This window comes from Paenimyroides marinum (assembly GCF_900108395.1).
Taxonomy (GTDB): domain Bacteria; phylum Bacteroidota; class Bacteroidia; order Flavobacteriales; family Flavobacteriaceae; genus Flavobacterium; species Flavobacterium marinum.
This window is the reverse complement of the sequence record NZ_FNXE01000003.1, coordinates 66,226-81,171: the sequence shown is the minus strand read 5'-3', so window position 1 is coordinate 81,171 and position 14,946 is coordinate 66,226. Positions and strand designations below refer to the sequence as shown.

Here is a 14,946-nt window from a genome sequence, read left to right as displayed (position 1 = left end):
AAACACAGTAATTAAGTAAAATAATTTAAAAATATGTTTAGAATTCTTTTTTTATTGTTGGTAAGTACAAGCACACGGGCTCAAAATACCGATTTGTATGTTGTTTACGATCAACTTTTTGATAATTTCAAAAGAGTAGAACGCAAAGCCTTTCTATATGCCAATGAACAAACGGCTCTTTATGAAGATGATCTGCTTACCCAATATAAACAAGATATTCAGGAAAATGAAAAGTGGCAAAAAGAACAAGATGAAAAGAACCAAGGCAGTAATACCAAATCATTCCGGTATATTCCTGAAGTAAAATACAATAAGTTCTATAAATTAAACCGAGCCGAAAAAACCATAAATTATATAGAGCCGGTTGTAAAAGACTATTACGTGTATATTACTGATAAGGTAAGTCAGAACTGGAAATTGACCAATGAAAAGAAAATTATTAATGATATAGAATGTTTTAAAGCCACTACCCGCTTTCGGGGAATAGATTGGGAAGTTTGGTACGCACCATCAATTCCGTATCCATACGGTCCGTGGAAATTGCACGGCTTACCCGGACTAATTGTACAGGCAAACGATTTTAACAAGCGTACTAATTACAGTGCGTCTAAAATAGAATTTAAACAAAACGATAAACTTAATAAAGAGCTTACCGAACTGGTTACGGATCCAATTTCAGAGAAAGTTACCTTGCAGAAATTCATTGAAATGCGCGATGAAATTTTAGACAGACCATTACATACCGATCGCGATACGAATGGTACCTATCAACGAAAAGTAAAAAAACGTTATGGAGTGGAACTTATCTACGAATGGGAAAAAGATAAAAAATAATTCAGTATATTTAGTTTTTAACACAAAACGCTAATTCATGAAAAATTTACAGCTACTTGCTTTGTTATTTTGTTGCCAAATAATGCTTGCACAAACAAACGATTATAAAATTACGTATAAAAGATTTCTTTCGTATGGTCAAAAACTACAACGCGATGCTATTTTATATGTAAAAGAAAACCAGCCTACAGTGATGCATAACTCAATGGCTTCAACCGTTGAATTAGAAAAAAGAGAAACAATAAAAAAAGAACCAAGTCCAAATGCTGTTTCAAGCGAAGTAATTAAAAAGTATCTCGATCTAAAAGAATTTAGTTACAGTAATTTTCCGGATACGTATATAAAGGTCGATCAGCAAAACAACATAAATACAGCCATAGATTTTATGGGTACAAAACGTGGTTTTATAGTTATTGATGATAACTTAAAATATACTTGGCAAATAACCACTGAAACAAAACAAGTTCAAAATTACACCTGTTATAAGGCAACCACCACTTTTAGAGGCAATACTTTTGAAGCTTGGTTTACCCCCGAAATTCCAATAAATGTAGGGCCGTGGAAATGGTACGGTTTACCAGGTTTAATTGTCGAGGTGTCTGATTTAGAAAAAAAAGAAATTTATCTTTTAGAGAAAATTGAAAAACTAACAGAAGAAATTCCTTTTCCTACTGAAAAATTAAAAACAGTTTCTTTAAAAGATTTTGTTATTGAAAAAGATGATTTTTACGGAAATCCTTTAGCAGGTAGTTTGAATAGAAACACTACCGTAACCTCAAATTATAAACGAGGTGGATTAGAACTCATCTACGAATGGGAAGAAAAAAATAAATAATTCAGTATATTTAGTTTTTAACACAAAACGCTGATTCATGAAAAATTTACAGTTACTTGCTTTGCTATTTTGTTACCAAATAATGCTTGCACAAACAAACGATTATAAAATTACTTATAAAAGATTTGAAGGTAATCATAAAAGAGATGCTGTTTTGTATGTAAAAGAAAACCAACCAACGGTAATGCAAACCATTATGGCATCTACTACTCAGTTAAAAATTGTAAAAGACACAACGTATGTTGATGAAAATGGAGCTACCGTAATGAAAGGGTTTAGTGGTTCTACGGATTATAGTAAATTTCCCGATGAGTATATGAAGGTAGATCCTGCAACCAATAAAATAGAAATGATTAAAGATATTAACAGAAAAAGTTTTTTAGTTACCGATGAATTAAATTATACGTGGAAAATAACAACCGAAACCAAAAAAATTAAAGATTATACATGCTACAAAGCCACAACTACTTTTAGAGGGAATAACTTTGAAGCGTGGTTTACACCCGATATTCCTATAAATGCAGGACCGTGGAAATGGTATGGGCTACCGGGACTTATTGTAGAAGCTACAGATACCGATAAAAGCGAAGTTTATTTATTAGAAAAAGTAGAAAAATTAAATGAAGAAATTCCTTTTCCTTCAAAAAATCTATCAAGAATTAATTTAAAACAGTACTTTGAAAAAGAAGAAGAAGCACTTAATGCTATGCTGGCAGAATACAGTAATAATAATCGAGGTACCACAACTACTGTTAAAACTTTAGGAAGGTTTGGTTTAGAAAGAATTTATGAATGGGAAGAAAACCCTAATAAATAACTACTATAAAATATAAAAATGCCAAAAACACTCATTGTATTTTTAATAGCTTTATTTACAACTATTTCTTTACAGGCACAAACCTTTTGTAAAGGCACAGTGCTTTCATTAACAAAAGAGCCTATACCCAACGCCTCAGTGTTGATAAAAGACAGTAACGACAATATTTTGCAGTTTGGTTTTACCAATACACAGGGAATTTTTAGCATACAAACCGAAAGCGAAGGCAGTTTCAGCGTTGAAGTAAATAAAATGGGCTTTGTAAAGCAACAACAGCCACTGACAATTACTAAAGATAAAAAAGAGTACAACTTAACCTTTACGTTAGAAGAAAGCGTGGAAGAGTTAGAAGATCTGGTTATTGAAATAGACAATCCCATTCAGTTGCGGGGTGACACACTCGTGTACGATGCCAAAGCATTCAGTACCGGACGTGAAGTGGTGGTAGAAGATTTGTTAAAAAACATTCCGGGTATTACTGTTGAAAAAGATGGTAAAATTAAGTTTGAAGATACCGAGATTGAAAAAGTAATGGTTGAAGGCGACGATTTCTTTAACCGTGGCTACAGCATACTTACCAAAAATATGCCCAATAAGCCGTTGGACAAAGTACAAGTTTTACGCAACTATTCTAACAATAAACTACTTAAAGGTGTTGAAGAATCAAACAGAGTTGCTTTAAACCTTACTATTGATGACGAATATAAAGACTTGTGGTTTGGCGATATTTCTGCAGGTTACGGTTTGGTTTCAGAAAACCGCTATGAGGTTTCGGGCAATTTGATGAACTTCAGCAAAAAATACAAAAACTTCCTTACTTATGGTTTAAACAATGTAGGTGCCGACAATGTAGGCTCGCTTGAAGGTATGTTTTATAACAATTACGAAGTAGAATCTATAGGTCAAGGCAGCCAGCTTAGCCAAATTATGGGGTTAAATGGTAGCCGCCCAAGTCAGTTAAAAGATCACCGTACCCGAATTAATAACGCCGAACATGTTTCGTTAAGTACCATTGTTCCCTTAACAGAAAAGCTAAAGATAAAAGTGGTTGGTTTCTTGGGTTTTGACGAAAACTATGCATTTAACAATCGTTACAGTACCACGAGCGTAGGCGATACCTATTTTGAAAATACCGAAAACAACTGGTTTAAAAGCCACATGAAAAAAGGCTATGTAAACCTTTTGGCAACCTACGATGTGTCAAAAACGCAGATGTTGCAATTAAGCTCGGTTTGGAATCAGGGAAACACCAATAATTATAACAATTTAACGTTTAACGGCATCAATACCTTAGAGCGGCTGGAAACTAAAAATACTTTTTTTGACCAAAAAGTTACGTACACGCATAAATGGAAAGATAAAAATGTAGTATTACTAAAAGCACGTTATTTCTCGAATAAAATTCCACAGCTTTATAATATCGACGATTATTTAATGGGCGATTTGTTTTCGTTTGATGCCGATGCGATGAACAACGACATTAGAAACGAAAAAACTTTTGCCGGATTGGAAGCCGATTTTAAACTCAGACAAAAAAACAATGATTTAATTGAATTTCAGGTTGGATACGAGTATAACGATCAATCTATGAATACCGTTTTCCAGCTGTTCGACGATAATGTTGCTTTTCGTCCCGATGGTTTCCAGACCGACAGTTCGTTTACTTTGGGCGATTTGTATGTTAAAAGCGGATATACGTGGAAATGGAACACCTTTAAAATTGGTGGACGTGCCGAAGCACATCAATTGCTGAATCAATTTACCACGTTGAATTCCAATAAAAAACAAAATCCATTTTATGTAAATCCATCGGTCAATTTTATGTGGGATGTAAAGCCTACTCATATTTTCAACGGATCGTATATGGTTAATTTTAGAAACACCTCGTTTATCGATGTAAACGATACGTATTTACTAACCTCATCGCGAAGCTTTTCAAAAGGATTAGGAGCATTTAAACTGACCGATTCTCAAATGGCAAAACTGGGATATAGCATCCGGCATTATTTAAACCGTTACCGATTCTCTTTAAACATAAATTACAGCAAACAAAGCAATGTGCTATCCAGCAGAAGCCTTATTGAACAAAACAGTGCACTTTCTGAGAGCATATTTATCAAAGGCGGTGACACGTATGGTATCAATTTTATTTCTAATTTCTATTTTCGTAAATTAAAGAGTAATGTAAAAGTAGAAAGTAGTTATTCTGTATCTACATCGTTTAACGAGATCAATAATTCAGGACTTCGGAAGAACAATTACGGAACACAGCGATATAATTTTGAATGGCGCAGTAATTTTAAAACCGCATTTAATTTTCATTTAGGAACTGAATGGACACGTTCAAAAGTAACTTCGCCCGATTTTGAAAACAGCTACACCAACGGTTTCAGCTTTTTAGATTTATTTTATAAAATTGACGAACGACTGGATATAAAGGCAGTAACCGAATACTATTATTTTGGTAGTCTGGATAAGAACCAGCGCAACCATGCGTTCCTTGATCTGGAAGCATCATACAAATTAAAAGGCGACAAATGGACACTGGGCTTAAGAGGAAATAATTTATTAAACAAACAAAACTTTACTACTTATTATGTAAGCGACATTGGTTACAGCAGCACCAGTTACCGTTTAATGCCGCGTTATTTATTATTAACCGCTAAATACCGGTTTAGTTTGTAAATTAAGCGGCAAACACTTTTAAAAAACGATAATCAAAGTGTTATTCTCGGCTATCACAGTGATAGCTTTTGCAGGAAGCAGTGTTGCTTTGAATGAGGAATGAGGTTATTGAAACTAATTGTTCAATAGGATCGAATGGCTAAAAACTATTAATAATGATTTTTTAACTAAATATTTTCCTAAAAAATTCCCTTGAAAATTTGTAACTTTAAGCGTTCTAATTCACTTTAAAATGCACGATGTTGCCGAAACCTCACATCACCTTTACCCGTTAATATCCGACCTTGGTTTGATATTGATGACCGCCGGTGTGGCCGTTTTACTTTTCAAAAAAATAAAACAACCTTTAGTCTTAGGTTATTTAATTGCCGGGTTTTTAGCAGGACCGCATTTTACGCTTTTCCCAACCATTCAAGAAATAGAAAACGTTGAAGTGTGGGCAGAAATCGGGGTGATTTTCTTGCTGTTTAGTTTGGGACTGGAATTTAGTTTTAAAAAACTGGTTAAAGTAGGTGGATCGGCAAGTATTACTGCAGCGGTACAAATTGTACTAATGATTATTGTTGGTTTTACCACCGGAAAATTACTCGGTTGGAATTTTATCGATAGTATTTTTTTAGGTGCCATTCTTTCCATGTCGTCTACAACTATCATTCTGCGGGCATTTGAAGAACTAAATGTAAAAAAACAAAAGTTTGCCGGTATTGTTTTCGGGGCTTTAATTGTAGAAGATATCGTTGCCATTTTGTTAATGGTTTTACTATCGACCATAGCGGTTTCACAACAGTTTTCGGGTGTTGAATTAATGGAATCTATCTTTAAGCTTGCCTTTTTCTTAATTTTATGGTTTTTGGCGGGTATCTTTTTTGTTCCTACTTTATTAAAGAAAACCAAAGGACTTCTTACTGAAGAAACTACATTAATTGTATCACTGGCACTGTGTTTAATGATGGTTATTTTGGCAACGGCAGCAGGTTTTTCTCCGGCATTGGGTGCTTTTATCATGGGATCTATTATTGCCGAAACCACCAAGGCAGAACAAATTGAACATTTAATAAAACCTGTAAAAGATTTGTTTGGGGCAGTGTTTTTTGTGTCGGTTGGTATGTTAATCAATTTAGAAACACTGCAAGAATACGCTCTTCCGGTTGCCATAATTACTGTGGTAACTATTTTTGGCAAAACCATTGCTACAATGCTGGGTGCCGTAATTTCGGGGCAACCATTAAAACAATCGGTTCAGGCAGGAATGAGTCTGGCTCAAATCGGCGAGTTTTCATTTATCATTGCGACCTTAGGAATGACGCTGGGTGTTACCAGTGGCTTCCTCTACCCTATTGTTGTGGCAGTGTCTGCTATTACCACTTTTACCACACCGTTTTTTATAAAAAATTCTTTACAGGTTTATAACAAATTAAAAATCATTATTCCTAAAAAATGGGAGGACCGTCTGGATAATTATTCTGCGAATACTCAATCGATCCAAAAAACAAATCATTGGAAAAAATATATTTCCAGCATTGTATTACACATCATTATTCACACGGTTATCATTGCAGGTATCGTATTTGCCGGTATTTCTTATTTGATTCGTTTAGCAAACGGTCCGTTTACCTATTATGCTTACATCTTTTTAACGGTTGTGGCACTATTGCCCTTTTTATATGCTTTGGCGTTACAACGCGTTGCCATTCCGTCATTAAACGAATTAAAAAACGACAATAAAAACGTTACACCTCTCATCTTAATTGCCTTGTTTAGAATTTTACTGAGTTTTGTTATCGTCTTTATTATGATTAACGAATTGATCAATCCGTTAGCGGGTATCATTGTTTTATTGGTTTTGATTGCCTTTGGTATCCTTTTTCCCAAAAGAATCCAGCGTTGGTACGGCAAAATAGAAAACCAGTTTATTGAGAATTTTAATGATCGTGAAATATCTGAAGCCATTAGAAACAAAAGCGATTTGACGCCTTGGGACGGACACATGACTACTTTTGAAATTCCGCAAGAATCTTTAATTGCCGGCAAAACACTTTACGAGCTTAAAGTACGCGAAGAAATAGGCGTAAACATTGCCATTATTAAACGGGGCGATTTAATTATTAATATTCCTGATAAAGATGAAAAGATTTTTCCAAAAGATATTGTTTACGTCATTGGCACTGATGAACAAGTGAAAGAATTTGAGTTGTTTATTGACAAATCATTAGTCAGTTCGGTTGATTACAACACAGAAATTGTTTTAAGAGGTTTTGAATTGACGAATGAATCGCTGCATGGACTGACCATTCGCGAAAGTAAAATCCGTGAGAACAGCACCAGCATCATTGCCGGAATTGAACGCAACGGCAAGCGTATTTTAAATCCGCAACCAACATTTATTTTACAAAAAGGCGATATTATATGGCTTGTGGGCGATAAAAAGAAAATTGCCGCACTTTTTACAGAATAACTTATGACAATAGAAATAGCAACCCCAAACCAACTAAACCACATTATGCAGGTTATTGACGATGCCCGTGCAATTATGCGTAAAAATGGCAACCACACACAATGGATCAACGGTTACCCGTCGGCAGAAATTATTTTGAATGATATTTCATTAAACACAGGATATATCTGTTTGCACAACAACGAAATTGTAGGATATTTTTCGTTTTTAAAAGGAAACAACCCGGAAAGTACTTATCAGGTTATTGAGAACGGAAAATGGCTGAATAACGAACCATATGGCGTAATTCACAGGTTGGCATCAAACGGAAAAGTAAAAGGTGTTGCCAAAGCCTGTTTCGATTTTTGTTTTACCCAAATTAACAACATTAAGGTGGATACAAACAACAACAATACCCCCATGCAGAATTTTTTAAAAAAGTACGGTTTTACTTATTGTGGCGTTATTTATGTAAACGATGGCAGCCCAAGAGATGCTTTTCAAATGGTGGTTTAAAAAACTATTTCAAATGTAAATGCACGAAATCCAAAATATTTTTCTTGAAGTTTTCTTCTGAAAATTGTTTTGCGTGCTGATGAATTTCCTGATAATTCCAGTCAAATGTTTCAAAGTCAGTAATTGCCTTGGTTAAAGCTTCTTTTGTTTGTTCGTTAAACAGCATTCCGGTACTGCCGTTTTTAACGGTTTCTATAATACCGCCCGCCTTATAAGCAATAACCGGTGTTCCACAGGCCATTGCTTCAATAGGGGCAATTCCAAAATCTTCCAGACCAATATGGATAAAAGCTTTTGCTTTAGAAATTACAGCATTTACCTGTTTACTTTCTAAAAAACCTGTAAACTCAATATTGGATTTAGCCATTGATTTTAATCGGTGGAACTGAACTCCGTCACCAATAATAACAAGCTTTTTATTTAGCTGATTAAACGTTTCAACAATAAGGTCAAATCTTTTATAAGGAACCAATCTTCCAACGGCTACGTAATAATCATCTTTTTCGCTACACAGGGTGAAATTTTCCAGATTGACCGGCGGATAAATCACCGTGGATTCTCTGTTATAAACTTTTTTAACCCAATTTTGAACAAATTTAGAATTGCTGATAATAACATCGGGGCGTTGCGCCTGTGCATAATCAATTGTTCTTAAAACTTTTAATAACGGATTCACCAAAAATGCCATCTTGCCAAAATACAAGTCGCTTTCGTCCCAGATATATTTAAAATTACGAGCCTGAAAATAACTGATATGCAATTGATTTTCTGATGTTTTTTTTATTCCTTTTGCAACAGCGTGAGATGACGAGATGATTAAAGTGGTATCCTTACTGATTTTTATTTTTGATATAAAATAATGAAATGTAAAAAAGAAATATCTGAAATAGTTCCCTGCGATTTGTAAGAATGTAGTGTGAACAGGCTGTTTTTCTTTAAATATTTTTTGCAAGTCGTTTTCCTTCATCACATTTACCAATGAATAACTTTCATTAAAATCAAATATGTTTTGAAGTGAAGTTAAAACGCGTTCTGCACCGCCGTATTTATCCAACCAGTCAACTACTAATGCTTTTTTCAAGGGTATTAATTTTTAGAATTACAAAAATAGTATTTAATAAAGAAAAGAATACCACGCCTGTTTGCCGGTCAAAAATATTTTCTGTGAGTAGGCTAACGGCTGTGATAATGATGAATGTCTGGTAAAGAACAGACGAATGGGGATAATAATAAAACAAAACGACTAAAAACAGTAACAATCCCACAATTCCGAATTTCAGCATTTGATCTAAATATTGGTTATGTGAATTATACGTTACTTTCGTAAAATCTTCATACGACTCATAAGTAAAATTGCCGTAACAATCGTTTAAACGCTGCTGTACTTTATCTGCTCCCACACCTGTAAAAAAATGATCTGAAATTAAATTAGTCGCACAATACAAAATGCCGTAACGGTAATTAACCTCATGCGGTTGTTGCTCTTTATGTGGCAACACAAACTCTTTTTCCACATTTTTAATATATCGTTCTTTTATGGGAGAAATCCAGATAAATGCGATGGCACACAAGGGCAGAACGACCGATAAGGTCCATTTTATTTTTCTGTTTTTTATAGATTTCCAGAGGATAAACAACAAACCAGTCAAATAACACATCAATGCCATACGGGCAGAATAGATATAAACTGAAAACAATATAAACACAATGCCTGCTAGCTTTAAAAGCAACATTTTTTTTACAGAAAACATTTTAAAAGTGAGCCATAAAGCCCCAAATACACTCAACAAACCCAAATAAGGTAAATGGAGCGATGTAGCCCTGAAAAACAATTCTCTAAAAACAGGATGGTAAAAATCGTTTTGTTGCCAGGCATCATTCCAGCCAAAGTTCAATACGTTTATCCAGCCAAAAATATTGAGAACGATGACAGAAGCGATAAAAACAGTTCCAATGCTCCGCATCAGTTTTTCAGTAACAATTTCTTTATTGAGAAGGAATCCTAAAGGAAAAACCAAAAAGGGAAGACTCTTAACGATGGATTTGCCCAACTCTTTAAAATCTTCGGTAAATGGCAGATACACCACATACATTAAACAAAAAAAAGACAGAATAACAAATGGATATTTGTATTTTTTTAGCGTGGAAAACGTTTTGTTATTAACCGCATTAACCATTGCCAAAACCAACCAAATCATCATCAAAATTGAAAAATGACTGAGCTTTAACAAAGGGAACAATCCCAAGGCACAGGTGGTTACATAAAAAAATTTAGTCAAACGCATCTAATTCTGCTTTTAAAACTTCAAGGTAATTATTTCTTTTCAGATAATTTTGTGCTTTCAATGTTTTTTGCATTGCCTCTTGCTGATTTGATAACGCTGATATAATCTGATTTTTAAAAGAAAGAACCTCATCGGCGTGATAATACATACCGGTGGTTAAGCCAATTCCTTCTGCACCAACCGTTGTACTAACCAGCGAAAGTCCGTTCACCAAAGCGCTGACCGATTTTACTTTTACACCGCTTCCGTGAAACATGGGGTTGATAAATACTTTAGATTTGGTATAATACTCTTTTAAACACGGTGCGTTTACCACAAAAGTAACTTGGGGCAAATTCTGGTATTTTGCTTCGATTTCTTTATTAGCTTCTTTTAATGAACCAATGATGTAAAAATGATAATCTGCCACTTCATTCATCAATAACGGATGGATGTTTTTTAAATACCAGTCTAACCCAAATGTGTTGTTTTGCATAAAAAGCGATCCCATAAAAACCACATTGTTACCTGATTTTTCAAATGGTAAGGTAAACGATTCATTAATGGGAAAAGGCATAAAAACGCTTTTATCTGATCGGTTAACCAAAAGCAAATCATCTTTAGAAATAAACCACAATTTATCGGCCTTATCAAACACCAAAGCTGAAAGTCGTTTAATTTTAGAAGTTTCCATTTTGTAATAAACCTTCTCCCGCAAACTGTTAGAACTTTTACCCAATGCCTTAAAATAATGGTCTTCGATATTATGAACCCGAACAACGATGTTTTTATAGGTAATTGATTTGTTCAATGTAATGGGCCAGCAAAATTCGCTTTCTAAAATAAGCAAATCGTATGTTTGATGAATGTCGATGGTTGACAATCCTTTACGGCTTAGCAGTTGCAACGGAAGTTTGTTAAAAAGCTGCTGCACTTTATTTTCACGGCGAACAAAGAAAAAATGACGGACATATAAAATCATTTCGTCAAGCTGCTCTTGTGTGGGATTCATTTTATCGGTAACCGCCAAATCAATTTCGTGCCCTAAAGCGTACAATCCTTTAATCCGTTCCCAAACATCGATTGCCCCACCATAAACAGGCGGATAGGGAAGGAAACCGCTAACTACTAATATCTTCATTTTTGTTTAATCGGTATTTGACCTCAAACACATTGGTCAAGGCTAAGAATATCCAGACATCGTATTTCACGTGGTAGGTAATATAAACAATACCTGCCATTATAGAAAACGCCAATGGTATTCTTAAAAAATAAAAATCCAGATCTTTTATCTTGCTGAGATTAAAATAGCGTTTTATAAAAAAACGGTAGAAAAAAATCAGAAAGAAAATTCCTCCGTAAATTAATTCATCAAAGAAAGCACTTTTTGTTGACAATGCCTTGGTTGTTGACAGATAGCCCCTAATTTCCTGCAGATTAAACTGATCTACCAACCCTGATTCCAGGATATATTCGATAGCTTGCGGATAATAAGTTACAAAACCGCTCCAGCCTAATCCTATCGGGCACAGCACAAAAATCATCAACGAGGTAATGATTGATGAAAAACGTGTGCCAAAGGTAATGCTTGTTGTAATTTGCTCTATGATGATTTCTCTTAGCGCAAATCCAACAAATCCCCCGGCTACAACAACAGAAGCTGCCACAATAATAAATGCATTACGCAAATATTTGTTTTGTTTGAAATAAGACAGTGTAAGCGGCAAAACAGAAACCAGAACCAACAACAAAAAGCCTTTAGACTCACTAACCAAAGAATACGACAAAAATAGATAACCACTTTGCAGGTAAACCATCCATCGCCAAAAACCTTTTATTTTGAGATAATGTACCAAAAAGACAGGGAGAAACATAAAGATGACCAAAATAGTTCCTGTCCAGCTTTCTTCAGGAGTCAGCAGGCGTACACGCCAATATTTCCCCGGTTCAGTATGCAGAAAAGAAAGAAAAAATTCAGGCGTTTTTAAATAATATATTTCCAGCGTAATAAAAAGCGTCAGGAATAGCTGTACTAAATATACGGCCGAAAATAGATTTTTTAAAGAATGAAAATTATTGCTGAGATAACTATAAAAAAACTGGTAGGCAATGAATGCCACTATGGGATACACACTCATTTTAAGCGTTTTTCTAACAATATGTTCATCTAAAATCTCAAAGGTTTCATAATGAATATAAGTAACTGCCAAAAAAATCAACGAGATAAGAAAACAATACACTATATACTTCATGAAATGTACGGCATAACCACTTAGCTTAACCGTGCGGTTAGATAAGATATAGACCAACATCAACGGGCTCAGAAGAACCATTGGCGATTTGCCGATTTCTCCTATCAGATTAAACAAAGGAAAATCCTGATAGATAGCGGCAAACAAAACTATGAGATATATAAAAACCTGTTTATTTAACGTCATTGAACGTAATTTTAATCCATTCCAAAGCCAATTTAAATCTCCCTTTCCTGATTCTGTTGGCTATTAGTAACAAACTTGAAAAATAAAACTTAAAATCTAAAGAATAGTATTTTTTGATAAATTTCTTCCGGCTTTTAAAAAGCTGCATTTCCGAAAAAAAACTTTTTTCATTCTTGTAAGACGAACCAATAGATTTTCCTTCTTTGTGATATACGATACTTGTTTCGCACCAATCGGGAACAAATTTTTCATCAATTCCTCTTTCACACCAGTCCAGTTCTTCGTAATAAAGAAAAAAATCTTCGGACAGAAAACCTACATGATCTATAAAATCTCTTGAAACAAACATGGAAGCTCCCAACGGATAATCAATTTTTTTTAAATGTTCTTTCGGAGTATCTTTTAGCAAACCTTCTCCAATATGTGTGCAGATATACAGATTTTTATTAAAAGATCCCCCGACTGCCTGAATTTTATCAGGGCAGTGATAATAAAGCAATTTACTTCCTAAAATGGTTTCGGGATGTTTTGAATGATATTTTACCAGCTCTGTCAAACTATCCGGGCGAACAACGGTATCGTTATTTAAAAGCCAGAAATATCCGGCGTCTTTTTGACTCATTGCAAATTTCAGCCCCAGATTGTTTCCGTGAGCAAAGCCCTTGTTTTCCAATGCTTTTATAAAAACAACTATCTGTTGCTGATAATTTCTGTCATTCCCTTGGTTGAAACTGATATAATTCAAAGATTGCGAACGGGCAAAATCTAACAACCTATTCCATTCTTCCTCGCTTTGTGAATTATCCACAACAACAATTCTATAGTTATCTGACGACAAGGTCAATAGAGATTGAATACACTCCGCTGTATCACTGATTCCGTGATGATTTAAAAGAATTATGTAAGTGTTGCTAATCATTTTGCGAAGAATTTATTTCCTTTAAACCAAAGGCTCAATGTGATATAAGTCTCCACAGCATACAGCATGATGCATATTCCTGCCAAACCAAAATTTTTTGTCAATATAATGCCTAATCCTAACGTAATAATTACCCCAACTACAGATGTTTTTAAAATATCTGTATTGCGTCTTTCAAAAAGCAACACCTGATAATAAGGAATATTCAAGGCAATAACAACCGGCAGAAAAAGCAGATAACTACTAAATACCAATCCCTTTTTAACATCTTCAGAAAAATCAAAATAGCCTGTGGCATAAGGTACTATCAAAATAATCACGATCGCTGAAACAACCAGCAAAGCAGCATTTCCCCACATCATTCTCAAAACATAGTTTCGGGCATTTTTTGCATTTTCTTTCATCATATAACAAAACTGCGGATAGGTTGCATTGAAAAAGACTCCCAGGTAACTTCTAAAAACGGTTAAAAACAAATCAATAACTTTAAAAATTCCCGAAGCGGTATTCCCTAAAAAAGCATCAATAATAAAAATCGGTGCCTGCGTATAGGAATTAATCGCGAAATTTGAAATCACAATAGATTTATTCTGTTTAATAAAAACCGAAACTTTTTTCAACGATACCCTGTTTTTAGGAATCTGATAATAATACCATGCATAAAAAACACTGTTGCTCATTCCTAAAATTCCTACTACATAGATATAATCTTCGGTTCTTTTAACCAAAAGATAAACCACCAGAACATAAACAGCTTTTGAAAGGATAATAATCTTATTAATTTGTCTGAATTGCTCCCGTGCCTGATAAATCCACAAAGGGTTGTAATACCATGCAATCATCCAGCTGAGTCCCCAATAAAATGTTTTATCTACTTTAAAGATCGCAAACACCGTGATTAAAAGTAACGATATCAACAAACTGGAAACTAAACGGAACTTATAATTAAGACCTATATAATTTTTTACAAAAGTGCGATTATTTCTGAACGCACTCAACTCTTTAACTCCAATCAAATTGGCTCCAAACTCTACCAGAAGCCCTATTAAAATATACAACGATGTGACCAAACCTATGATTCCCCATTTGTCGATACCGCACACCGGAATTACATAAAGTGCAACTAAAAAGGGTGCCAGTAAATTCACTATTTGACCAGCGCCATAAGTAAGTATATTTTTTATTGAAGTATTCTGAGTCAAAA

Annotated in this window: 12 protein-coding genes; 6 read left to right on the top strand and 6 right to left on the bottom strand. The window is 34.5% G+C overall.

The window, feature by feature from the left end:
- The first annotated feature begins 33 nt into the window (after positions 1–33).
- The 6 genes from BLW20_RS01990 (at position 34) to BLW20_RS01965 (ending at position 8,121) form a co-directional block, all read left to right on the top strand.
- On the top strand, positions 34–834 hold the full coding sequence (locus tag BLW20_RS01990) for a GLPGLI family protein (protein WP_091095781.1): 801 nt from the start codon (positions 34–36) through the stop codon (positions 832–834).
- 37 nt (positions 835–871) lie between these two features.
- Positions 872–1,669: a GLPGLI family protein gene (locus BLW20_RS01985; protein ID WP_091095779.1), complete on the top strand. Its 798-nt coding sequence runs from the start codon at positions 872–874 to the stop codon at positions 1,667–1,669.
- 37 nt (positions 1,670–1,706) lie between these two features.
- The gene (locus BLW20_RS01980) at positions 1,707–2,486 is read left to right on the top strand and encodes a GLPGLI family protein (RefSeq protein WP_091095777.1); all 780 of its coding nucleotides are present in this window, start codon (positions 1,707–1,709) and stop codon (positions 2,484–2,486) included.
- An 18-nt stretch (positions 2,487–2,504) separates the two neighbouring features.
- Positions 2,505–5,171, top strand: a complete 2,667-nt coding sequence (locus BLW20_RS01975; protein ID WP_091095776.1) for a carboxypeptidase-like regulatory domain-containing protein — start codon at positions 2,505–2,507, stop codon at positions 5,169–5,171.
- 232 nt (positions 5,172–5,403) lie between these two features.
- Positions 5,404–7,626: a cation:proton antiporter domain-containing protein gene (locus BLW20_RS01970; RefSeq protein WP_091095774.1), complete on the top strand. Its 2,223-nt coding sequence runs from the start codon at positions 5,404–5,406 to the stop codon at positions 7,624–7,626.
- Positions 7,627–7,629: 3 nt separating this feature from the next.
- On the top strand, positions 7,630–8,121 hold the full coding sequence (locus tag BLW20_RS01965) for a GNAT family N-acetyltransferase (protein WP_091095772.1): 492 nt from the start codon (positions 7,630–7,632) through the stop codon (positions 8,119–8,121).
- A 4-nt stretch (positions 8,122–8,125) separates the two neighbouring features.
- Here BLW20_RS01965 and BLW20_RS01960 read toward each other — a convergent pair whose 3' ends face one another.
- Genes BLW20_RS01960 through BLW20_RS01935 form a run of 6 tightly spaced genes read right to left on the bottom strand, consistent with a single transcriptional unit; the run spans position 8,126 to position 14,944 of the window.
- The gene (locus BLW20_RS01960) at positions 8,126–9,202 is read right to left on the bottom strand and encodes a glycosyltransferase (protein ID WP_091095769.1); all 1,077 of its coding nucleotides are present in this window, start codon (positions 9,200–9,202) and stop codon (positions 8,126–8,128) included.
- Positions 9,180–10,406 (bottom strand): O-antigen ligase family protein, encoded by a 1,227-nt coding sequence (locus BLW20_RS01955; RefSeq protein ID WP_091095767.1) that lies wholly within the window; start codon positions 10,404–10,406, stop codon positions 9,180–9,182. Before BLW20_RS01955 ends, BLW20_RS01960 begins: the two co-directional genes overlap by 23 nt.
- Positions 10,393–11,526 carry a glycosyltransferase gene (locus BLW20_RS01950; protein WP_091095765.1) on the bottom strand — a complete coding sequence of 378 codons (1,134 nt, stop codon included), beginning with the start codon at positions 11,524–11,526 and terminating at the stop codon, positions 10,393–10,395. The genes BLW20_RS01955 and BLW20_RS01950 overlap by 14 nt, the downstream gene beginning before the upstream one ends.
- Positions 11,507–12,823, bottom strand: coding sequence for a hypothetical protein (locus BLW20_RS01945; protein WP_091095763.1), 1,317 nt, complete (start codon positions 12,821–12,823; stop codon positions 11,507–11,509). The genes BLW20_RS01950 and BLW20_RS01945 overlap by 20 nt, the downstream gene beginning before the upstream one ends.
- Positions 12,810–13,742: a glycosyltransferase family 2 protein gene (locus BLW20_RS01940; RefSeq protein ID WP_091095761.1), complete on the bottom strand. Its 933-nt coding sequence runs from the start codon at positions 13,740–13,742 to the stop codon at positions 12,810–12,812. Before BLW20_RS01940 ends, BLW20_RS01945 begins: the two co-directional genes overlap by 14 nt.
- Positions 13,739–14,944, bottom strand: a complete 1,206-nt coding sequence (locus BLW20_RS01935; RefSeq protein ID WP_091095759.1) for a lipopolysaccharide biosynthesis protein — start codon at positions 14,942–14,944, stop codon at positions 13,739–13,741. The genes BLW20_RS01940 and BLW20_RS01935 overlap by 4 nt, the downstream gene beginning before the upstream one ends.
- Between the last annotated feature and the right edge of the window lie 2 nt (positions 14,945–14,946).

Coding starts and splice junctions, on each gene's coding strand:
- BLW20_RS01975 (WP_091095776.1), top strand. CDS start 2,505: ATGCCAAAAACACTCATTGTATTTTTAATAGCTTTATTTACAACTATT.
- BLW20_RS01950 (WP_091095765.1), bottom strand. CDS start 11,526: ATGAAGATATTAGTAGTTAGCGGTTTCCTTCCCTATCCGCCTGTTTAT.
- BLW20_RS01980 (WP_091095777.1), top strand. CDS start 1,707: ATGAAAAATTTACAGTTACTTGCTTTGCTATTTTGTTACCAAATAATG.
- BLW20_RS01990 (WP_091095781.1), top strand. CDS start 34: ATGTTTAGAATTCTTTTTTTATTGTTGGTAAGTACAAGCACACGGGCT.
- BLW20_RS01985 (WP_091095779.1), top strand. CDS start 872: ATGAAAAATTTACAGCTACTTGCTTTGTTATTTTGTTGCCAAATAATG.
- BLW20_RS01945 (WP_091095763.1), bottom strand. CDS start 12,823: ATGACGTTAAATAAACAGGTTTTTATATATCTCATAGTTTTGTTTGCC.
- BLW20_RS01970 (WP_091095774.1), top strand. CDS start 5,404: ATGCACGATGTTGCCGAAACCTCACATCACCTTTACCCGTTAATATCC.
- BLW20_RS01955 (WP_091095767.1), bottom strand. CDS start 10,406: ATGCGTTTGACTAAATTTTTTTATGTAACCACCTGTGCCTTGGGATTG.
- BLW20_RS01965 (WP_091095772.1), top strand. CDS start 7,630: ATGACAATAGAAATAGCAACCCCAAACCAACTAAACCACATTATGCAG.
- BLW20_RS01940 (WP_091095761.1), bottom strand. CDS start 13,742: ATGATTAGCAACACTTACATAATTCTTTTAAATCATCACGGAATCAGT.